Origin of the sequence: Halodesulfurarchaeum sp., from assembly GCF_036626455.1 — an archaeon.
In the GTDB taxonomy this organism is placed as follows: domain Archaea; phylum Halobacteriota; class Halobacteria; order Halobacteriales; family Halobacteriaceae; genus Halodesulfurarchaeum.
The window spans coordinates 83,092-102,693 of record NZ_JAZKRK010000003.1 but is presented as its reverse complement, the minus strand read 5'-3'; the positions used below and the strand labels follow the sequence as shown (position 1 = coordinate 102,693).

General features: G+C 59.8%; 17 protein-coding genes. 10 read left to right on the top strand and 7 right to left on the bottom strand.

The genetic code is table 11. The annotated features are described in order from the left end of the window. Positions 1-52 precede the first annotated feature (52 nt). On the bottom strand, positions 53-1,882 hold the full coding sequence (locus tag V5A26_RS01995) for a ribosome biogenesis/translation initiation ATPase RLI (protein WP_332322190.1): 1,830 nt from the start codon (positions 1,880-1,882) through the stop codon (positions 53-55). 1 nt (position 1,883) lies between these two features. Next, on the bottom strand, positions 1,884-2,186 hold the full coding sequence (locus V5A26_RS01990) for an EMC6-like membrane protein (protein ID WP_332320371.1): 303 nt from the start codon (positions 2,184-2,186) through the stop codon (positions 1,884-1,886). Between the two features lie 101 nt (positions 2,187-2,287). On the opposite strand from V5A26_RS01990, the gene V5A26_RS01985 reads away from it, so the two are divergent. Further along, positions 2,288-2,554: a helix-turn-helix domain-containing protein gene (locus V5A26_RS01985; RefSeq protein ID WP_332322189.1), complete on the top strand. Its 267-nt coding sequence runs from the start codon at positions 2,288-2,290 to the stop codon at positions 2,552-2,554. Between the two features lie 3 nt (positions 2,555-2,557). On the opposite strand, the gene V5A26_RS01980 is transcribed toward V5A26_RS01985, so the two are convergent. Beyond that, on the bottom strand, positions 2,558-4,390 hold the full coding sequence (locus V5A26_RS01980) for a PINc/VapC family ATPase (RefSeq protein WP_332322188.1): 1,833 nt from the start codon (positions 4,388-4,390) through the stop codon (positions 2,558-2,560). 77 nt (positions 4,391-4,467) lie between these two features. On the opposite strand from V5A26_RS01980, the gene V5A26_RS01975 reads away from it, so the two are divergent. The 5 genes from V5A26_RS01975 to V5A26_RS01960 all read left to right on the top strand — a co-directional run bounded on the left by V5A26_RS01975 (position 4,468) and on the right by V5A26_RS01960 (position 9,186). After that, on the top strand, positions 4,468-5,973 hold the full coding sequence (locus tag V5A26_RS01975; protein WP_332320368.1) for a carboxypeptidase M32: 1,506 nt from the start codon (positions 4,468-4,470) through the stop codon (positions 5,971-5,973). 163 nt (positions 5,974-6,136) lie between these two features. After that, the gene (locus V5A26_RS01970) at positions 6,137-6,307 is read left to right on the top strand and encodes an HVO_0416 family zinc finger protein (RefSeq protein WP_332320367.1); all 171 of its coding nucleotides are present in this window, start codon (positions 6,137-6,139) and stop codon (positions 6,305-6,307) included. Between the two features lie 189 nt (positions 6,308-6,496). Then, positions 6,497-6,655 (top strand): DUF7563 family protein, encoded by a 159-nt coding sequence (locus V5A26_RS11405; RefSeq protein WP_442908731.1) that lies wholly within the window; start codon positions 6,497-6,499, stop codon positions 6,653-6,655. 48 nt (positions 6,656-6,703) lie between these two features. After that, complete coding sequence (locus V5A26_RS01965) at positions 6,704-8,536, top strand: ATP-dependent helicase (RefSeq protein ID WP_332320366.1); 1,833 nt, start codon at positions 6,704-6,706, stop codon at positions 8,534-8,536. A 53-nt stretch (positions 8,537-8,589) separates the two neighbouring features. After that, the gene (locus V5A26_RS01960) at positions 8,590-9,186 is read left to right on the top strand and encodes a riboflavin synthase (RefSeq protein ID WP_332320365.1); all 597 of its coding nucleotides are present in this window, start codon (positions 8,590-8,592) and stop codon (positions 9,184-9,186) included. Position 9,187: 1 nt separating this feature from the next. On the opposite strand, the gene V5A26_RS01955 is transcribed toward V5A26_RS01960, so the two are convergent. After that, the gene (locus tag V5A26_RS01955; protein WP_332320364.1) at positions 9,188-9,958 is read right to left on the bottom strand and encodes a TrmB family transcriptional regulator; all 771 of its coding nucleotides are present in this window, start codon (positions 9,956-9,958) and stop codon (positions 9,188-9,190) included. 127 nt (positions 9,959-10,085) lie between these two features. Here V5A26_RS01955 and V5A26_RS01950 point away from each other — a divergent pair, with 127 nt between their 5' ends. Both V5A26_RS01950 and V5A26_RS01945 read left to right on the top strand, forming a co-directional pair. Continuing rightward, positions 10,086-11,609 (top strand): COG1361 S-layer family protein, encoded by a 1,524-nt coding sequence (locus V5A26_RS01950; RefSeq protein ID WP_332322187.1) that lies wholly within the window; start codon positions 10,086-10,088, stop codon positions 11,607-11,609. A 3-nt stretch (positions 11,610-11,612) separates the two neighbouring features. Further along, a complete protein-coding gene (locus tag V5A26_RS01945; RefSeq protein WP_332322186.1) occupies positions 11,613-14,153 on the top strand; it encodes an efflux RND transporter permease subunit in 2,541 nt (846 codons plus the stop codon). Position 14,154: 1 nt separating this feature from the next. On the opposite strand, the gene V5A26_RS01940 is transcribed toward V5A26_RS01945, so the two are convergent. Continuing rightward, positions 14,155-15,156, bottom strand: coding sequence for a PrsW family intramembrane metalloprotease (locus V5A26_RS01940; protein WP_332320361.1), 1,002 nt, complete (start codon positions 15,154-15,156; stop codon positions 14,155-14,157). Positions 15,157-15,258: 102 nt separating this feature from the next. Here V5A26_RS01940 and V5A26_RS01935 point away from each other — a divergent pair, with 102 nt between their 5' ends. Continuing rightward, complete coding sequence (locus tag V5A26_RS01935; RefSeq protein WP_332322185.1) at positions 15,259-16,725, top strand: DUF402 domain-containing protein; 1,467 nt, start codon at positions 15,259-15,261, stop codon at positions 16,723-16,725. An 11-nt stretch (positions 16,726-16,736) separates the two neighbouring features. On the opposite strand, the gene V5A26_RS01930 is transcribed toward V5A26_RS01935, so the two are convergent. Further along, positions 16,737-17,096, bottom strand: coding sequence for a NifU family protein (locus tag V5A26_RS01930; protein WP_332320359.1), 360 nt, complete (start codon positions 17,094-17,096; stop codon positions 16,737-16,739). A 112-nt stretch (positions 17,097-17,208) separates the two neighbouring features. Here V5A26_RS01930 and V5A26_RS01925 point away from each other — a divergent pair, with 112 nt between their 5' ends. Then, positions 17,209-18,105 (top strand): DMT family transporter, encoded by an 897-nt coding sequence (locus tag V5A26_RS01925; RefSeq protein WP_332320358.1) that lies wholly within the window; start codon positions 17,209-17,211, stop codon positions 18,103-18,105. A gap of 6 nt (positions 18,106-18,111) precedes the next feature. On the opposite strand, the gene V5A26_RS01920 is transcribed toward V5A26_RS01925, so the two are convergent. Next, positions 18,112-19,506 (bottom strand): aminomethyl transferase family protein, encoded by a 1,395-nt coding sequence (locus V5A26_RS01920; RefSeq protein WP_332320357.1) that lies wholly within the window; start codon positions 19,504-19,506, stop codon positions 18,112-18,114. Positions 19,507-19,602: the final 96 nt, after the last annotated feature.

Sequence of the window (19,602 nt, the reverse complement as noted above, 5' to 3'; positions counted from 1 at the left end):
CCGTGATGACGAAAGGCCGAAGGCCTTTCGAACCACATGACCCCGAGGTGATTCACTGTGTGTAGTAGTATTCGCCGTCCCGGCGCTGTTGCCGGTCGAGCTGACTGCCTGGTTTGTTGATCCGGGGACGTCCCATCCGTTCGTCACGACGGAAGGTTACGCCGAGGTTCTGGAGGAACTCGTTCATCCCGTCCCGCATGCTCATCGCGGGACTGGCGTGACCCTTGACCGCGGGTTCGCCGTCGAAGACCAGGAGCCGATCGGCCAGCAGGTCGATCACGTAGATGTCGTGGTCGATGACCATGACCGTCGTTTCGTGGTTCTCGGCGTAACGACGGATCGCTCGTGTCGCGAGCACCCGCTGTTCTACATCGAGGTGGGCTGATGGCTCATCGAGCAGGTAGAGATCAGCATCTCTCGAGAGCGTGGCCGCGATGGCGACCCGCTGGCGCTCCCCGCCCGAGAGGTCCGTGAGCAACTGGTCCATGATGTCACCGAGTTTGAGTGGCTCGCCGATCTCGGTCTGCCAGTAGGAGGTGCCGACGTCCTTCGAGATGTCCCGGAGGAACGTTTCGACCGGGAGGGCTTGCTCGGCCTCGACGTACTGGGGTTTGTACGCGATTTCGAGACCGAGATCCACGTGCCCGCCATCGGGTTCGAGCTGTCCGGCTAGCAACTTGGCAAAGGTCGATTTTCCGATGCCGTTCGGGCCGAGGATTCCTAAGACCTCGTTCTGGTGGACCGCACCACCTTCGACTTGGAGTGAGAACTCCCCGTCGCCGTAGGACTTCTCGATCTCGGGGTACTCCACGAGCACGTCCGCGTTCGTCACCGGACGAGGCGCGTGGGACTCGAATTCGATGGCCTCCGGCCGGATTCGCATGTTCTCGTTCTCCAAATAGCCCTCCAGATATTCGTTGATCCCGTTTCGGACGGGTTTGGGCGGTGTCACCACCCCGAAGACGGCGGGTTCGCCGTACGCTACATGAAGATTATCACCCAGCAGGTCGAGGACGGCCAGATCGTGTTCGACCACGAGAACGGCCCGGCCCTCCTCCTCAGCCAGTTCCCGAACCAGTCGGGCCACCGCGATACGCTGTGTGATGTCGAGATAGGGCGTGATCTCGTCGAGGAAGTAGAAATCCGCGTCCCGAAGCAGTGCCGCGGCGATTGCCACCCGCTGGAGTTCACCCCCAGAGATGTCCCCGATCGGCTGGTCGAGCACCGGTTCGATGGAGAGCCGTTTGGCCATCGATTCGAGGGCATCCCGTTCGTCCGTCGTCGCGAGGAGGTCTCGGGTTGTTCCCTCGAACTGCTCCGGGATACGGTCGATATACTGGGGTTTGCGGGAAACCGAAAGCTCGCCATCCCGCACAGCAACGAGATAATCCTGGAGTGCAGTCCCGCGATACTCGTCGATGACGGCGTCCCAGTCCGGTGGGTCAGTTGTGCGGCCCAAATTCGGGGTAATCTCCCCGGCCAGTGCCTTCACGGCGGTCGACTTTCCGATCCCGTTAGGACCGAGGAGGCCGGTTACCGTCCCTGATTCGGGCATCGGCAGGCCATAGAGTGCGAAGGCGTTTTCGCCGTATCGGTGGGTCGGTTCATCGGAGAGTTCCTGTGGGAGGTTGATGATCTCGATCGCATCGAAGGGACACTTCTGCACGCAGATGCCACAGGTCTCACCCAGACAGATCTCCTCGGAGATCCAGACCTGATCGAGAGCGCCGTCGAACGGTTCGTCCTCGTCGTAGCGATCCTCCCGCGGGATGATACAATCCTTTCCGGTGCGGTTCGGGGGACAGTAATTGATGCACTCGTAGTTGCACCGGTCGGGCTGACATCGCTCGAGATCGACGGTAGCGATACTATCGTCGGCCATTTTACAAGGTGACGCCGGTGGTCAGCAGTACCCCCCAGGTTACATACCAAAGCGAGAACGTCATGAACGCGTTGAACAGGTGATCTTTCGCCCCAAAGTCGGAGATGTCGATGCCGATCGCTCGCAAGATCGCGAGATTGACCAACAGCATCCCGACCATAATCGCCAGGCCGAGTTGGTCCGTGGCGCTGACGGTGATCCGTGCTGACGCCACGCCTGCGACCACGCCGCCCAGCGCGGTCACTGACGTGATCGCGACAGACCTGACGTGCCCGGTCAAACCACTGTCCGTCTCGGTTGCCATGTCTGTGTTCTCGGTGTGGCGGCCCAAAAGCCGTTCGTTCCCGCTTGATACCCAACTGATTGCCCCTGTTACTTACCCTCAAAAGGCGGGTTCGGTTTAGTATGTCACCACCAAGCTGCCTCGACGACATGCCCCCAAGTGCCAAGCTCATTTACAAAGTCCTGGAACACGACGGTCCGCTCACCCAGAAACGCATCGTTGAGGAGTCGATGCTCTCGGCTCGGACGGTCCGATATGCCCTTGATCGGCTTGACGAGTGTGAAATCCTCAAGGAACAGGTGTACTTCCAAGACGCCAGACAGAGCCTCTACCGTCTCCAGACCCCAGCCGAAGAGACGGCGGAGGAGCCAGGCGTGGAAGCGGCCTGAGGCTTATCGGATTGTAATCATCGATTCGCGATCGATCGCTCGCTCCAATTCCTCCGCGATAGCGCTGCCACGCGAGACCTGAACTTCCCCGCCTCGGCCGACTGTGGCCGTGAAGAGATACTCCCCGTTTGCTTGCACTTCGACGGTTTCCCCGGCCCGTTCCTCTTCGACCGGCACGATGATATGCTGGGTCGTAATTTCGGGAGTGACGATCTCACCCTGTTCTTGGGTCTCCGATTGGGACTGTTCGTTTTGGGGACGGTCCTCCAGGGTTCGGACGTCGATGTCGATCCCCAACTGATCCTCGATCTGCCTGATGCGCTCCCCGTTTCGCCCGATAACATGCGAAATATCCTCGGAGTCGACGTAGACAATCGCCGTGTTCGGGCCCTGAACGTCGACCTCGACTGCTCCCTTCGCGGCCGACCTGACTTCTCGTTTGATCTCGGCCTCGGCGAGTTGATCGACGCCTGAGTCCACGCTTTCCGAGCCGTCAAGGGGGACCGTGACGACCTGCCGATTGAAGGTGTAGATCTCGTAGGCCGGGGTGCCGGTTTCGAAGTCACGGATCATAATGACGGGCCGGGCGAGATCCTGTTCCATCAACCCTTCGGGTACTTTGACCTCCGTCGTTACGTCATAAACCGTTTCGATAGCACCGGCCTCGATGAACACGACGGTGTCCACGACTTGCGGGATCATCCCGAGTTCCACGCGCCCAACCAGTCGCTGGAGCGCATCGATGGCCCGGGTGGCGTGAACGACCCCGACCATGCCAACGCCCGCCAGTCGCATGTCGGCAAAGACCTCGAAATCCTCGGTCTTTCGTACTTCGTCATAGATCGTGTAATCCGGTCGGACCATTAACAACGAGTCCGCGGTCGCGGCCATGTCGCCGTCCAGGGCCGTATATTGGGTAATCTCCGGCCCGACCTGGAGGTCACGGGGCCGTTCCATGGTCTTAACGGCGTTGTCATTATCGACCAAAAACTCAGCGATCGCCTGGGCGAACGTCGACTTTCCGGCTCCCGGGGCACCAGCCACCAGCATTCCTCGCTGTTTTTCGAGCAGGCGGGATTTGAGTTCCTCGGAGTGTTCATACTCCTCCAGTGCGGTTTTCACGATCGGTCGGACTGCTGTGATTTCCCAGCCGTCCGCAAAGGGGGGTCGGGCCAGAGCGATCCGGTAATCGCGGTATTGGACGATCTTCATCCCGATCTCGTCGATTTCGATGAACCCCTCGGGACTGGCTCGGGCGGTCTCTTCGACGTCGTGGCTCCACTCCTTGAGTTCCGTTTCGGTCGCCTCCTCCTCTCGGATGACCTCGTAATGCATGTCACCGATGTCGCCTCGTTTGGCCATCGGTTTGGCCCCTGCCTTGAGGTGGACTGACATCGTTTCGTCTGTGAACAACGACTCGATTGCGAGAGCGTCGGTGTCTCGTCCCTTGGGCTCGACGTACTCAGCGTCGATACCTTTGGCCTTGGCTACCTCGGCCTGAACCAGGTCGGAGGTGAACAACTTCCCATCCCGATCCTGGGCAACATCCCGGATGATCGCGTCGATGGCACCCGCCCCGGCCCGTTTGATGTCTGACTCCGCGGCTCGGTCACCCACGTACTCCACGTCGATCGTTTCCTCGTCCGCGAGTTCGACCAGTGTTTCGAGCTCCCTGAGGCCTTCCCAGCCTGTATCACGGCCGCTGTTGGCTTGGCTCTCAAGTTCTCCGACGACTGCCTCCGGGACGACGATCGTTGCCCCGGCGTACTCCCCAGAGCGAACCCGCTCGGAGACCCGTCCGTCGATAATCACGCTCGTATCCGGGACGATTTCCATACTAGCCGATATCGGCGGCGCGTTGAAAAGGATGTCCAACCCCGGTTTTTGATATGATCGCCGCGTGTTTGTAGCCCATGGACGAACCAGGGAGTGCGGCCTACGAGGATCTCTGTGAGCAGTACGGGCAGGTCGTTGCACTCCAGGATGCTGGGGAGGTTCTTGGCTGGGATCAGCAGGTCATGATGCCACCTGCTGGAACACCGGCCCGAACCAAACAACGATCGACGTTGTCCACACTCGAACACGACCTGTTGACCGATCCACAGCTCGAGGACTGGTTGGAGACGCTGGAACGCGAGAACCTGTCCGAGGAGCGAGCAGCTGAAGTTCGTGAAATCCGACGGGTGCAAACCAGACAAGCGGCTGTTCCTCGCGATCTCGTCGAAGCCCGGTCAGAGACGAGTTCGGAAGCACTGGACGTCTGGCAAGAAGCGCGCAGTGAAGAGGATTTTTCGATTTTCGAACCCGTTTTGGAACGGCAGGTCGAGCTGGCTCGCGAGTACGCCGCCCAGATAGATCCAGACCGGGACCCGTACGCGGTGCTTTTCGAGGAGTACGAACCGTATCTTGGTCTGGAGACCGCCGAACAAATTCTGACGCGGCTGCGTGAGGCTCTCGTCCCCCGTATCGAGGCCATACGGGAAAGCGATGTGACACTTCCTGATCCCTTTACAGAGCCAGTCGATGCGGCCACACAGGAAGCTCTCGCCAGGGATGCGCTCGACGTGTTGGGGTATGACTGGGATCGGGGACGACTCGACACCGCGCCCCACCCATTCTCGACAGGGACGCAGTTTGACGCCCGGGTTACGACCCGGTTCGACGAAGCTGAGCCGCTCAGTTCGTTGCTGAGCACGATTCACGAGTTCGGGCACGCACGGTACACACTGGGACTGCCGGATGATGCCTACGGCTCTCCACTCGGTCAAGACCGTGGGTTGACCGTCCACGAATCTCAGTCACGGCTCTGGGAGAACCACGTCGGCCGATCACGTTCGTTCTGGCAGCATTTTGCCGAGCGGGTGGCGGACCGGGTTCAGGCTATCGATCCTGATGAAGGGGAGACGCTGTACCGAGCCGTCAATCGCGTCGAGCCGGACTCGCTGATCCGTGTCGAGGCCGACGAACTTACCTATCATCTTCACATCGTGTTGCGCTTCGAGATCGAGCGGGACCTGATCGCTGGCGAACTCGACGTCGCGGACGTGCCGGCGGTCTGGAACGAAAAGATGGAGCACTATCTCGGCGTTCGCCCCGAGCAGCCGTCAGAAGGTGCTTTGCAGGACATTCATTGGAGCCATGGCAACTTCGGGTATTTCCCCACCTACTCACTAGGGAGTGTCCTCGCGGCCCAACTTCACGGCGCGGCCACGGCCGATATACCTGACATGGGGGCGTCGATTGCGAGCGGTGAGTCGGAACCCTTGGCGGAGTGGCTCGAAACAGCGATTCATCGTCACGGGCGACACTACCGGACTGGCGCGCTCATTGAACAGGCGACCGGTCGTGCATTCACCGTCGATCCGTTCATCGAGTATGTGGACGGGAAGTTCGGGGACCTGTACGGCATCGAGGTCTGACTTTCAGGGCTCTGTTCGGCAGAGAATCGAAGAATCGGCCGGTTTTCGACGCGAACATCGCAATTCATGAACCGACTGAAAAACCCCTTGTTTGGCCTGCTACCGGCATTTTTGTCCGAGGCCCGGTACAGTTAAGTGGATGGTAGACCTTAACACACCTTGTATGTCGAAGGCAGCGGCTCCCGACGACAGTCTCATTGACCAGTTCCTAGAATCTCGCGGTCACGAAACGGCAACCTGGGACCAGAGCTATAACAAGAAGCAGTGCCCGAAGTGTGGGGGCCTTCACGACGTATCGGCGACAGAGTGTTCGGTTTGTGGTTGGTCGCCGTAACCAGCCTGGCGGTTGACGCGAACTCCGTTCTTCGTTTCCGTCGGTCGAAATCTCGAGTGACCAGCCAGTCCGTTTTGGAGAACCAAACAGAGTGGTGCTTGAGAGCGCCGATCGGGTTGGTTCGCTTCGAAAACCGGTCAAATAGTCGGCACATCTAAGTCAAGAGATTCACAATACTTCCATGAACACATGCCCCAGTGCCAAAACTGTGGATCCTTCGTAACCGAGGCGTATGTGCGGGTATTTACTCCCGACGAAGTGGCCCAACCACGTGTCTGTCCGAACTGTGAGGACAAGATACGGGACGGGGCGGAGGTGCGCGAGGCTCGTTCGACGCGGCGGTCATAACGATTGAAGTCAGGACACTTATAGGGCTCTCGGCCGTGTTATTGTGTGATGAGTCATACGGAACCGGTGGTCACCCGTCTCTTCGGTGGCCCCGGGAGCGGTAAGACGACGGCACTCCTTGACCGGGTGGAAGACCTGCTCGAGCGAGACGATGTAACAATGCGGGATATTCTCGTGGTTTCGTACACCCGAGCGGCCGCCGCCGAAGTTCGGGAACGACTGGCCGAACGACTGGACGAGAACCCCAGGGCCCTCCGTGGAAACGTCTCGACGATGCACGCGAAAGCCTACGACCTTCTCAACCTGTCCCGTGGGGACGTCGTGGGCGAATCCGAGAAGGAGGAGTTCTGTGAGGACTACGGCCTCCCCTACGAGGACGAGTATTCCTCGGGCTCGCGTCGGACGGCCCGATCGACAACGCTTGGGAACAAGATCATCGCGACGAGTCAGTGGCTCCAGCGCACTCAGCGTGAGGTCGCTGACTGGTACGACATCCCGTTTCAGTGGAACGAGGACGAAGTTCGCCTGCCGCCGGACATCGATTCCACCGCCCAGGTCGGGAACAAGTACACGCCGACATGGCCGACTGACGATGACCGGATCGATATTCCCGAAGCGATACGAGGTTGGCGTTCCTACAAGGGATCTGAGGGGAAGGTCGGCTTTGCCGACATGCTCGAACGCGTGTCAGACCGATCCCTCCTTCCGAACGTGGACCATCTGGTCATCGACGAATTTCAGGACATTACCCAACTCCAGTATGCGGTCTATGACGAGTGGAAACCCCACATGGAGACGGTGTTCATCGCCGGCGACGACGACCAGGTCGTCTACGCCTGGCAAGGCGCGGACCCGAAACTCCTCCTCGAAGAAGAGGGCGAGGACGTCATTCTCGACACCTCCCACCGCCTCCCCTCGAACGTGCTGGAGGTTGTCCAACAGGAAGTCGAACATATCTCGGAGCGCCAGGAGAAGAACCTGCTCCCTCGCACAGAAGGCGGCTCCGTCGAGGCTATCGAGAGTCCCTCGGTGTTGGATTTAGTCCGAAACGTCAGAGGGGCCGTCGACTCCACCGAGGACGAGACTGTGATGGTTCTGTTTCGGGCCCGGTACCAACTCTTCGAGTTCGTCGAAGAGTTCATTGACGAGGGCATCCCGTTCAAGGCGCTGACGGACCAGCGCCTCTGGACTGATCGACTGTCCGATTACGTCCGGGCCGTCGAAGCCCTGAACGAAGACGATCCTATTGATGGGTTACAGGCCAGACGACTCGTGGATATGCTGCAAGATTCGGCCTTTGGCACGAGTGATCGGAACGAGATGCGAGATGCGCTCGACGAGCGCGAGGAGGAGGCCGGGGTTGAGGACATCAAAACCCTCGACATCGAACCCGGATTCGTCAGCGAATACGCCCCGTTCATGCCCCAACCGCCGGCTGCCGCTGACATGCTTCGGAAGGTCACGCGATTACAGCGCCAGTCAATTGATGCCTACTTCCAGGGGGACTACCTCGGCGCTGATCCGAACCGCGTTCGGGTGGGGACTATTCACAGCGCTAAGGGACGCGAGGCAGATCACGTCTACGTGGCGACGGACCTCACGGAGAAGGTCGTCGAGCAGATGGCCGCGAGTGTGGGCGATGACTTGCCTGAAGGGTTGGAGTTCCCGAACCGAGGTGGAACGGTTCCATACCTCACTGATAACGAGCGACGGGTCTTTTACGTCGGGATGAGCCGGGCGCGAAACCGCTTGGTGATGCTGCAGAACCTCATCGGCGGGGCTCCGACACTTCCGATAGACGTCCTCCTTCACGGCCAACCAACCGAAGAGACCCTCGAGGACGCGATGCAGGAAGCCTCGACGGTCACGTTGACCCAGTAGCGATTTCATCGAGAAAGGACAGGGCTTTGGTTCTGACAATTTCATATTTTCGTATGTTCACAGGGATCGTTGCAGCGACTGGGACGGTCACGGACGTCACCACGAACGAAGACGGTCGCCGCATTCGGGTCGAGACGACCGATTTCGGGTCCTTCGAAAAGGGCGAAAGCATCGCCGTCAATGGCGTTTGTCTCACGGTCGAGGAGTACGGTGCCGATTGGTTTACGCTGTTTACCGCGAGCGAAACCCTAGATAAAACGACACTCGACGCGGTCGCGGTTGGGGACCGGATGAATCTCGAAAGACCGCTGCCAGCCGATGGGAGCTTTGACGGACACATCGTTCAGGGGCACGTCGACACGACGACCACCGTCGAAGCCATCGAGCAGGTTGGGGAGGATTGGACGTTTACCGTCGCCCAGCCCGAGGGCTATGAACAGTACATTGCGGAAAAAGGCTCAGTGAGTATCGACGGCGTGAGCCTGACCGTCGCAGACTTGGACGATGAGGCCAGGACCTTCGACATCGCCATCATCCCGACGACCTACGATGAGACTCGCTTTGGCGAGTATGTGGTCGGTGACCGGGTCAACGTCGAAGTGGACGTGATCGCGAAGTACGTCGAACGGCTCGCCGAGATCGGGGAGTAACTCAGCCGGGTGGCTCCTGCCCCTCTATTCCCGACTGCATCCCGGATTTCATGAACTGGGCAAGGATATGCCCGAGTGTCGTTCCGGCCGTCCAGAGGGCCTGCTCTGAATCGTTTTCATCGGTCGGTTCGACGGCCAGTAAGACGGTGGACCCGTCGACCATCACGCCTCGTCCCGCGAAATCGGCCGGGTTGTCCTCGTCCATCACGTAGACCTCGATCGGATCGTCGGCGAACGTGTCGGCAATCGACGGCTCGGCGGTCATCACCCGAACTGTCACACCTTTGTGCCCCCGATCGCGCAGGGCTTGAACGATCGATTCGGACAGCGCTGTATTCGCCGGAGCAGCCATCGCGATGATGTGGTCCGCGGTTTCGATCAAATCGGTCGTCCGATCGGTAATCGGTGCCCGACCCCGGACCGTCGAGATCGCCTCGTTCGAATCATCTCGAGTAGGCGTTGACTTGCGCAACATTTCGAGGTGCTCGAAGGCCCGCTCTTGCTCGCGTTCGAGACGGGACCGAAGCTGTTCGCGTGCGGCCTCGAGCCCGACTGGCCGGTACGCTTTTGGTGAGGACTCGATCACTTCGACGAGGCCACGGTCAGCGAGTGCCTCGGCTGCACCGTAGACTTGCGATCGTGGGACCGACGACTGCTCGTTCACGGTTTTTGCGGTGGCCCGTCCAAGTTCTTGGAGCGCGACGAAGACCTGTGCCTCGTAATTCGAGAGGCCGAGTCGTTTCAACGCCGCGACCGCATCTGAGTCATCCATAGCAATTTGTTCAGTCCTGTGTTCGCTTTAGTGGTACATGACTGTCACGGAACCAGCGAAGTAGTACTATAATACAATTCTTTATAATCCCTCCGTCCATCCGTCATTTTAACACAACCGGATCCCGATGAATCACCACACTCTCATCGTTCTCGTCGTCGTTTTTGGCGTACTGTTCGTGCCAGTCGCCCCGGCTGGCGCGGCTGAGGACCCACGATTTGTCACGACCGTTACTGAGCCCACCGTAAACCCTGGCGACACGCAATCAGTGACCATCCATCTTGAAAACGACGCTGAGGACGTGGATGACGAGGTCGAAACCGTCTACAACGTTCGAGCGACCCTTTCCGAGGGCGATTTGCCATTTGAAGTGCGATCCGGAACGCAGTTTGTCGGCCCGCTTTCAGATGGTGACCCGACTCCTGTGACGTTTACCATCGTCACGCCCGAGCAAATCGATCCGGGGACATACCAGCTTCCGATCGAACTTGATTACGAACACGACGACGAGCAAAAGTCCACGACCGTTCGAGCCACGGTTCGAGTCCCGAACCAGCCGTACTTCTCCATTGAACCCATCGAGACGAGCATTCAACCGGGCAGTACCGAAACGACGACAGTTGCGGTGACGAACGTGGGTTCCGAGACCGCCGTTGGGGCAGCGGTCACGCTCCAGGGCAGTGATTCGGTACGGATCGGTGACGGAACCGCGAGCACCTTCCTGGGCGAAATGGCGCCGAACGAAACCCGGTCGTTCACCGTCGAGGCGTCCGTGGGAGAATCGGTAACAACCGGGGAGAAACCGCTCCAGGCGACCTTCAAGTTCCGGAACGAGTTGGGTCACCAGGCAACCCCCCTCCAGATCACCGGCTCGTTGCCGGTGGGGGACTCCCAATCTTTTGCTGTCGAGTCCGTCTCTGATACGCTTCGCGTGGGTTTCGATGGCACAATCTCGGGAGAACTCGTCAACGAGGGCCCGAAACGAGTGGATGATGCAGTCCTCGTCGTCGAGCCCCGAACCGATTCGCTCTATGTGGAAGATACACGCTATGCGCTTCCATCGATCGGGTCGGGTGAGCGCATGGCGTTCGAGTATCCGACTGATGTGAGCGGTGATGCGGATGCCGGTCCCCGGCAGTTACAGTTCACAGTCGAGTATCAGGACAACGATGTCATCCGCACGAGTTCGGCCCTTTCCGCTCGTGTCGAAATCGATCCCTACCGGGACGCCTTTACTGTCGACGGGGTCGAGACGGCCTTGACCGCCGGCGAATCGTCGACGGTCGTTCTGCAGGTGACCAACCAGCGCAGCGTCACGGTGCAAAACATCGACTCGCTTGTGTACACTGAAAGTCCGCTCGAAGCGCCAGGGGATGAAGCCTTCATCCCCGAATTGGCACCGAACGAGTCGGCGGAGGTGACCTTCGAAATCGAGGCCACAAGCGATGCCAGACCGGTCACCTACCCGATCGAACTGGACTTCGAATACGAGACACCTGATGGCTCGACCGATGTCTCCGATACGTTTCAGGTCCCGGTGGATGTAGCGGAACCCGAAACTGAGGAGGGTGTCGGCACGCAAACCCTGCTGATCGGTGGTGCGGTTGTGCTCGCTCTCATTGTGGGCGTGGTACTCTGGTGGCGTTACTAAGCGATGAACGGCCCCAAACCGTCGATCGGTACTGACCCGGCATCCGAGGAGGGCGAAGACGACCAAGACCAAAATCCAGTGGTCGCGCTCGCGGACCATTTCATCATCGACCGGCCGTGGCTTGTCGTCCTGGCCTTCGTCGTCGCAACGGCTATTATGCTCCCGGCAGCACCGACAGCGTTTGAGGATACCCAAACCGGAGCTGGGCAGTTCCAGGAGGACGTGCCGGAATACGACGAATACGAGGCGATGCAGGAGGACTTTGAACGGAGCAGTCGGGCGGATGGGGGTGTCACCGGGCAACTATTTCTCGATCCGAAGCGGAACGTCCTCTCCAGACAGAGCCTGCTTTCGATGGTCGCGGCCCAGGAGCATCTCGAATCGTCCACCCGACTTCGGATTGCCTCGAGTACGTCACCTGGGTCGGTGATCGCGATGCATCTCGACCCGACTGCCATGCCCCCCGAGGCCCAGTACCGGGTCCTCGAGGGTGCCACTGACCAGCAACTCACCTCGGCGATCGAGGCGACAGGTGACCGGCTTATGGTTGACGTCGGATTCACGCCCGAATCGGCGTCTGCTGACGTGGCCCAGGTGGGAATCACCTACGACCTCCCCCCAGAGGCGAGCACGGAGCAAGCCGCCAACGTGCAGTTCGACACTCTCGACGCGGTCGATCAATTGGATGCATATACTGTCGGGGAGAACGTCGTGATGTTCGCGAACGGCGTGTTTGACGAGGAAGTCGGACAACTCCTCGGTGACTCCTCGGCGGTGGTCTTTCCGGCAGCGATCGTTCTCATCTTGCTGTTCCTCATCGTCGCCTATCGTGATCCCATCGACCTGGTGATCGGGCTGGTCGCTCTGGCGATGGTCCTGATCTGGACGTTCGGCTTCATGGGATATGTGGGTATTCCGTACTCGGATTCGATTTTCACGGTGTTCCCACTGTTGCTGGCAGTCGGAATCGACTTCGGCATTCACACTATCAACCGGTATCGCGAGGAACGAGCGGGTGATTTGGGTATCGGGGCGGCCATGGATGAGACGGGAAATCAACTCGGGACGGCCTTCGTGATCGTGACGCTCACGACGATGTTCAGTTTCGCGGCCAACCTGACGAGCCCCCTCGCGGGAATCCGGGATTTCGGTATCGTGGCGGGTGTCGGGATCATCTTTACCTTCGTGCTCTTTGGCGTCTTCCTCCCGGCAGCGAAAGTCGGAATCGACCGACTTCGGCAGGATTCCTGGTTCCCCGGTTTTGGCTCCAAACCGATCGGTCGGGAGGGATCGCTGATCGGTCGGGGCCTCGCTCTCGGGACGAAACTCGCCATGGTCGCTCCCGTTATCGTTCTGGTCTCCGCATTGGTGCTTGGAGCCGGTGGTGCAGCGTACGGATCGGGGGTCGACGTCGAGTTTAGCGAGGAGGTCTTCTTCCCGAACGAGGAACGGATCGAGACGTTCAACCAGTTACCAGGACCGCTGGCGCCTGGGCAGTACAACTTCGTGCCGGCACGGAACTATCTCGAGGAGGATTTCGAGATACCCTTCGTTCAGACGGTGACGATCTATGTCGATGATCGGGATGTTCGCTCGGATTTCGCCCTCCGGGATATCGATCGAGCAACCTCGAACCCGCCTGACGCCTTCGAATCGACCGACCGTCGCCGGGGTGACGCCGAGAACGTCCTCGACGTTATCCAAACCCAGGCCGTGCTTGACCGGGCCTTTGCCGATGTTATCGATCGCTACGACGAGACTGGCAATGGGGTCCCCGACCGCGAAGTCGATCAGGTGTATGACGCCTTGTTTGAATCATCGGCCGGGGGCGAGGCCACCAATTATCTGACCAGGGACCGCGGATCGACCCGGATCCAGTTCAGCCCGGCCGTCGACGCGTCGAACGAGGAGGTGGTGACGGGCGCCGAGCGGATCGCGTCGAACATGCGATTGGATGCGACCGCGACGGGCGATTACATCATTTCGGAGTCGGTCAACGACCGGATTACCACCTCGGCAGTCAATAGCCTGGTTGTTGCCTTCGTATTGGTGCTGATCGTGTTATTGCTCGCGTACTGGCGACTGGAGGGGCGAGCCGTTTACGGCATCATCAATCTGGTGCCGATCTTGCTTACGGTCGCAATGCTCGTGGCCTCGATGCGGTTTTTCGGCATCGCCCTTTCGCCGGTCAACGCCCCACTTCTTGGGGTTACGATCGGTCTCGGAGTGGACTATACCGTGCACTTCATGCACCGGTACGTCGACGAGGTCTCGGCCGGAAAGACCGTCTCCGATGCGCTGTCCGAAGCCGTCCACGGGACCGGCGGCGCGATGACTGGGAGCATGCTGACGACCGTGAGTGGGCTCGGTGTGTTGTATCTCGCACTGATTCCGGTGATTGCCGAGTTCGGCCTGCTCCTTGCTCTCGGGGTATTATACGCCTATTTGTCAGCAATCTTGGTCCTCCCCTCGGTCATCGTTCTTTGGGAGCGCGTGGAGACGGTGTGGCGCTCAAACAATGAGCGTGGCCGCCTCGACATCTGAGTCAGTCCTTCGATTCGTAGAACCGAGCCCCATCCACGGCTTCGAACGTGTCCCGGTACCGACTGATTTTCGCGTATAACACGGCGAAGAAGAACCCGTCAAAGATAATCACGAACACCATAAAGGCAATCGCTGGCGGGAGCCCGCTGAGGTAGGGGACGAACCCAGCGACCACATCGAGATTCGATACGAGCGAATTGTACGTGGCGTGGATGGCCGCGGCCACGAGCAACCCCTTGATGATGATCGGCCCGCGGTTGTCTGAATTGAATTTCGCCAGCCCGAGGTAGTATCCGGCAAAAGCAGAATAAATCACGTGGCCCGGCCCTGCGAAACTTCTCACTGCGGCCGTCTGGGCGGTCGGGACCAGGACGCCACCGACGTCAGTTCCGGCCACCTCCATGTACTGTTGGGTGATGTACAGCATGTTCTCGATAGCGGCAAAGCCCAGTCCCGCGACGGCCCCATAGATGACGCCATCGATGACCGCGTCGAAATGCGAAGCGCGGTAAGCGTGAAGCCGAACAGCCAACAGTTTGACCGACTCCTCGATCGGGCCGACGACCAGGAAGAAATAGAGGATCAGGCCGAGTGCACCCAAGCCGACGAACAACTCCCGGAGCATTGAGTTGAAGACTGCGGCGAATCCCGCGAAGAGAAGGCCGAGGAGGAAAGTCATTGCGATGGTCTCGATCGGTTCGTACCGGACCACGTCGGTCCGCCAGAGAACCACGACGAGTATGAGCGCGGGAACGACAGAGAGGGCGATGTAGACTGCCAGTATCGGATCTTCAAGGGTCACGACGGCCGTGATAGCGAACTGTCCAATAGCGATCGCGAGTGCAAGCCCGATGATAACGGCTCGGCTTCCGGCCAAAAGCGCGCCGTAGACCACCGTTGCCAGTCGGTCGACTACCGTTCGTGGCTCCCAGGTCGCGATTTCCTGGAGGTCTCGATCGTCGTCGCTTGCCCACTGAATCGGGTCCTGGTCCCCGCGATTCATGCTCGGTAGTTCAGGGGGCGTTGCCAAGATGCTTCCGCCAAATTCACCCCTTTCGGCACGGCGGAACCGGGGAGTGAAATCCCCCGGCGTCCAACGTGGCCTATGGCAGACGGCGAGGACGGCCCACCCGTCCGGATTCGAGGGATCTACGCGACCGCGCTGACGGAGTGGCTTCAGTCGGCGGATGGACCACGCGTGGTCGATCCGTCCCCACCGATTTCGGACCGGTTCGAGGCCGAGTTTCCGACGGGCGATCCAGCCGTTCGCATCGGGATGACTGCGGATCGGTTGGGCCTCTCGATCACGGGTGAACCTGTGGCAACAGCTACTATCACTGATCGCGTTACGGATATCGACATTGACACGTTCGCTTGGACCGACCCGACGCCCCAGGGGGCGATTTTCGACGGCCGGGTCGATCGAACTGATGGCCGGGGCATGATTGTGGACATTGCAGGAACGGAGGCCTATCTCCCCGATCGAAACGCGGATGGCGATCTGTCGGAGGGTGAGACGATTCGCGTACAAGTTCGGGACCCTGTCCCGCCGTGGATTGAGTCGCGCCCTCATCTCGAGACGGCGATTCGGGTCCTGGGTGGGATAGCGTCGCTTCGTCGCGGCGTCGAGGCGACAGTTGCGGACACGCCTGCTGGGGACGCGGGCCACGAACTCGCTCGCACGACGGATCTGCTCTCCGTGTCGATTCCGGACCGGTGGGGTGTCGAATGGAACGCAGCCGCCACCGAGGTGGATATGGCAACACTTGAAGCGGCGCTCGCCCGGGTCGTGGAACAGGCCACAGAGATCGAGAACGCACTTGAGACCGACGGATCTGCAGCGGGTTCAGCCGAAGCCGGGACGGCGGATGATGCGACCGATGCGCTGCTTGCACAACCACTGGAAACGAACTGGGTTCGGTTCGGTCGGGAGTCACGGTTTGCCCTGGACGAGCAACGAGCGGCCGTCACCCAGACGATTCCAGGACACCACCGACTCAAAGCTGGCAGCGAGGACGCAGGGACAGCCGTCGATCTCGTGGAGGCGTTGGGTTCAGAAATCGATTCGTTCCCGTTTGGGGCCGCGACTGAATCCTTCGGACCGACGGTCGATGATTCCGTTCGAATCGTCCATAGCAAGCCGACGGGTGAGGAGTTCGCTCTTGGACGCGGCACGGTGACGGACCGAACCGTCTCGAAACAGCGTATCACCGTAACAAGAGAGCTGTCCAGTTCGGGTCGTTACGATGCAATTGGAACGCGCCGCGAGCCAGGCGACACGGCCACGACCCGCTTCGCTGAGGGGCGGTGGTGGTATCCGACCGTGTACCGGGGGGAATCAGGAACGCCGAAGGGAACGTATGTCAACATCGCAACTCCAGTGGAGGTCTTCCCCACGGAGATCCGGTATATGGACCTTTACATTGACGTGATCAAACGCCCTGATGGCACCGTCAACATCGTCGATCAGGACGAACTGGGCGCAGCGATCGATGCTGGCCACGTGCCGGAGGTTGTCGCCGACCGAGCGACTGGGGTCGCCCAAAAGGTCGCCGATGTCTTGCGGTCCTAATCTACCGCTGTTCAGAAGAAATCGGTCGTCGGCCGACTCTTTCCGTGGCCCCCACGCCCACCCTGATTTCGGTCGATGCCCATGTAGTTTTCCGGCTGGTCGCTGGCCCAGCCTTCGTCACCGTGGTACTGGACCGTGACCGTCGTGATCGCCTCGAACTGACTCGTGAGTTCCTCCTCGAGTGTTTGTTCTGTCGTCTGGCTAATGCCACACCCTGAACAGGCACCGCCGAGTTCCACGACGACTGTTCCCGTCTCGGTGTCGACGTCCCGGACTGCGCTCGTCCCGCCATGGGCCTGAATCCGTGGCATCTGGATCGAAAGCCAGGACTCGATTCGATCCTGCAATTTAGCGTCCGGATCCTCGGTCATTATTTCGTCTTACCGATGCAGATACGGAAAGGTTGTGCTCACGGCGGGACCGACTGGGGATGTCATAACACAATGGAAAACCGTTTCACGGTCCCCCGGGCATTCCGAATTGATGCAACCGGCGACCCGTGGGGTACTTCTCGCGCTGATTTCCGCGTTAGGGTTCAGTACGCTGGCCATTTTCGGCCGGTTCGCAGATTTGGTGGGGATGTCTCTCCCCTCGCTGCTTGCCTTTCGGTTCGGGTTGGCGACTCCACTCGTCTGGGCCCCGCTGGTTTACCATGGCCGATTCCAGCGGCTCACAGGCCGCGATTTGGGAATTGCCGTCTTCCTTGGGGCTGGTGGCTACGCTGCGATGAGCTTTCTCTTTCTCTCCGGCGTCAATATCGTCGGGGCGGGACTGGGCGGGATCTTACTGTACGTCTATCCGGCAATCGTGGTGTTGCTGGCCGCGGTCTTCCTGGACGAACCGATCACGAAGCTTATCGTCGCTGCCGTCACGCTCGCCATCTTCGGGGTGGGGCTGGTGGTGACTGGGCAACCGGCCCACGTCGATTTCATTGGAATTGTAACGGTTCTTCTGGCAGCGGTCGTCTATTCGGGCTATATCACATTGAGCGGCACCATCCTTGAGCGGGTCTCGGCCATGGTGTTGACGGCCCACGTCATTCCGGCGGCCGGTCTGACGTTTCTCGCTCACGGGCTGCTCACCGGATCGACACAGGTTCCCGCCACCCCGGAACAGTGGGGTGTCGCGGTGGGGATCGCCGTGTTCGCAACAGCTATTCCGATCCTCACGTTTTTCGCCGCGGTGACTGACATCGGGGCGAGTCGGACGAGCGTTGTGAGCACACTCGAACCTGTTTTCACGGTGATCTTGGGTGTGATCCTCCTCGGTGAGTCACTGTCGACTCTCTCTATTATCGGCGGTGGCGCCGTACTCCTCGGTGTCTTTCTCGTGCAGTACGAGCGGGCCAGGGTGGCCGAACCGGACGAATCAGCTCGATGAGATTTGTTACTCGTCGTTCGCGTCAGTTCTCGCGTTTAGCTTTGCCTGCTCTCGGGCGCTCGGATTGACAGAGGGTTGGAAGGGGACCTCAGAGACCGTCGCATAGACGGGCTCGCCCGGCTCCTCGGCGTATTCGTCGGGGAGATGGACGGCAAACTCGACATCCCAATCTTCCTCGTAGATCTGATCGTCGAGGGGAACGTCTAGCTCCTCGAGCGTTGCCGCCGGAACGTGGGCCAGCGCGATGTTCGTCTCCAGTTCGGAGTTCCACCACGGGGAGGTGACGTAGCCGACTTCCTGGCCCGTCTCGGGATCGGAAACGAGCCAGAAGTCCGGTGCATAGTCCGTGATGGGCTCGCCGGCCATCTTCAGCCCGACCATCTTTTGAGTGAACGGGTACTCGCCGTTTTCGATCAGCTCCTTCTGGCGTTCAAGTTCCGCCTTCCCGACGTAGTCGCCGTCCTTGTCCTCCGGGACGTGATACCCGAGGTTGACCTGAAATGGGGAGGTTTCGTGGTCCATGTCCTGGCCCCACGAGAGGATCCCCGCGGCGATCCGGCGCTGGTGGCCTACCGCGATTTGCATGCCCCCGTGCTCTTTGACGCTCGCCAATACCGGGTCCCACACGTGCTCGGCGTTTTTCGAGGCGTCTTTCACATAAATCTCGAAGCCTTTCTCGCCCGAGAACCCAGTCTGGCTTACCAGGATGTCGCTGCCGTTGATCCTAGCCTCTAGCAGGCCGTAATACGGCATCTCCTTGACTTTTTCTCCCACAAGGTCGACGAGAACCGCCTCGGACCGTGGGCCCTGGATCTGCATCGGCGCGACGTCGATCTCGTCGATCTCTGCGTCGAAGTCCATCCCGACATTCACCCCCTGGATCCATTGCATGAGGTCCGAATCCGGGATGGAAAACCAGAACTCGTCTTCTTCGACTCGGAGCAGCACGGGGTCATTGAGGATCCCGCCGTCCTCGGTACAGACGATGACGTATTTTCCCTTCATCGGCTCGATTTCGGTGGCGTCACGCGTGACGACGTAATCCACGAGGGCCTCAGCTTCCGGGCCTTTCACGCGAATTTGGCGCTGGACCGCGACGTCCCAGAGCGTGACTGTATGTACCAGCGCCTCGTGTTCCGCAGACGTTCCGCCGTCCTCGGGGTCCACGAATGCTCGCGGATGATACATTCGGTTGTACGTTGTCGCTTGCCAGGCCCCCTCTTCGTTGAACGACTTATCGAAAAACGGGGACTTGCGGATCCGCGTCGAGACGAGCATCTCGATGTCAGGGGCCCCAGTTTGCCTGAGATTTCGAGGGAGGACTCGATCTGATTGATCGACCTGCGGGTGGTTCGGGTGCCCTGTGACATCCGTTTCGGGGGATTTTCCATTTTTTGCCATACGGATGAAAGGCGTCAGTGATGTATAAGGTAGTAGGTGGCGGAAAAACCCATTTTGGCAACGATTGGGTCCCCAGTTCCGGGGGACGTCGCTGTC

What these genes read in the sequence shown, in the direction of transcription:
- V5A26_RS01960 (WP_332320365.1), top strand. Translation starts at nt 8,590, where the DNA reads ATGTTCACAGGGATCGTTGCAGCGACTGGGACGGTCACGGACGTCACC.
- V5A26_RS01950 (WP_332322187.1), top strand. Translation starts at nt 10,086, where the DNA reads ATGAATCACCACACTCTCATCGTTCTCGTCGTCGTTTTTGGCGTACTG.
- V5A26_RS01970 (WP_332320367.1), top strand. Translation starts at nt 6,137, where the DNA reads ATGTCGAAGGCAGCGGCTCCCGACGACAGTCTCATTGACCAGTTCCTA.
- V5A26_RS01945 (WP_332322186.1), top strand. Translation starts at nt 11,613, where the DNA reads ATGAACGGCCCCAAACCGTCGATCGGTACTGACCCGGCATCCGAGGAG.
- V5A26_RS01940 (WP_332320361.1), bottom strand. Translation starts at nt 15,156, where the DNA reads ATGAATCGCGGGGACCAGGACCCGATTCAGTGGGCAAGCGACGACGAT.
- V5A26_RS01925 (WP_332320358.1), top strand. Translation starts at nt 17,209, where the DNA reads ATGCAACCGGCGACCCGTGGGGTACTTCTCGCGCTGATTTCCGCGTTA.
- V5A26_RS01930 (WP_332320359.1), bottom strand. Translation starts at nt 17,096, where the DNA reads ATGACCGAGGATCCGGACGCTAAATTGCAGGATCGAATCGAGTCCTGG.
- V5A26_RS01995 (WP_332322190.1), bottom strand. Translation starts at nt 1,882, where the DNA reads ATGGCCGACGATAGTATCGCTACCGTCGATCTCGAGCGATGTCAGCCC.
- V5A26_RS11405 (WP_442908731.1), top strand. Translation starts at nt 6,497, where the DNA reads ATGCCCCAGTGCCAAAACTGTGGATCCTTCGTAACCGAGGCGTATGTG.
- V5A26_RS01935 (WP_332322185.1), top strand. Translation starts at nt 15,259, where the DNA reads ATGGCAGACGGCGAGGACGGCCCACCCGTCCGGATTCGAGGGATCTAC.
- V5A26_RS01985 (WP_332322189.1), top strand. Translation starts at nt 2,288, where the DNA reads ATGTCACCACCAAGCTGCCTCGACGACATGCCCCCAAGTGCCAAGCTC.
- V5A26_RS01975 (WP_332320368.1), top strand. Translation starts at nt 4,468, where the DNA reads ATGGACGAACCAGGGAGTGCGGCCTACGAGGATCTCTGTGAGCAGTAC.
- V5A26_RS01955 (WP_332320364.1), bottom strand. Translation starts at nt 9,958, where the DNA reads ATGGATGACTCAGATGCGGTCGCGGCGTTGAAACGACTCGGCCTCTCG.
- V5A26_RS01980 (WP_332322188.1), bottom strand. Translation starts at nt 4,390, where the DNA reads ATGGAAATCGTCCCGGATACGAGCGTGATTATCGACGGACGGGTCTCC.
- V5A26_RS01920 (WP_332320357.1), bottom strand. Translation starts at nt 19,506, where the DNA reads ATGGCAAAAAATGGAAAATCCCCCGAAACGGATGTCACAGGGCACCCG.
- V5A26_RS01990 (WP_332320371.1), bottom strand. Translation starts at nt 2,186, where the DNA reads ATGGCAACCGAGACGGACAGTGGTTTGACCGGGCACGTCAGGTCTGTC.
- V5A26_RS01965 (WP_332320366.1), top strand. Translation starts at nt 6,704, where the DNA reads ATGAGTCATACGGAACCGGTGGTCACCCGTCTCTTCGGTGGCCCCGGG.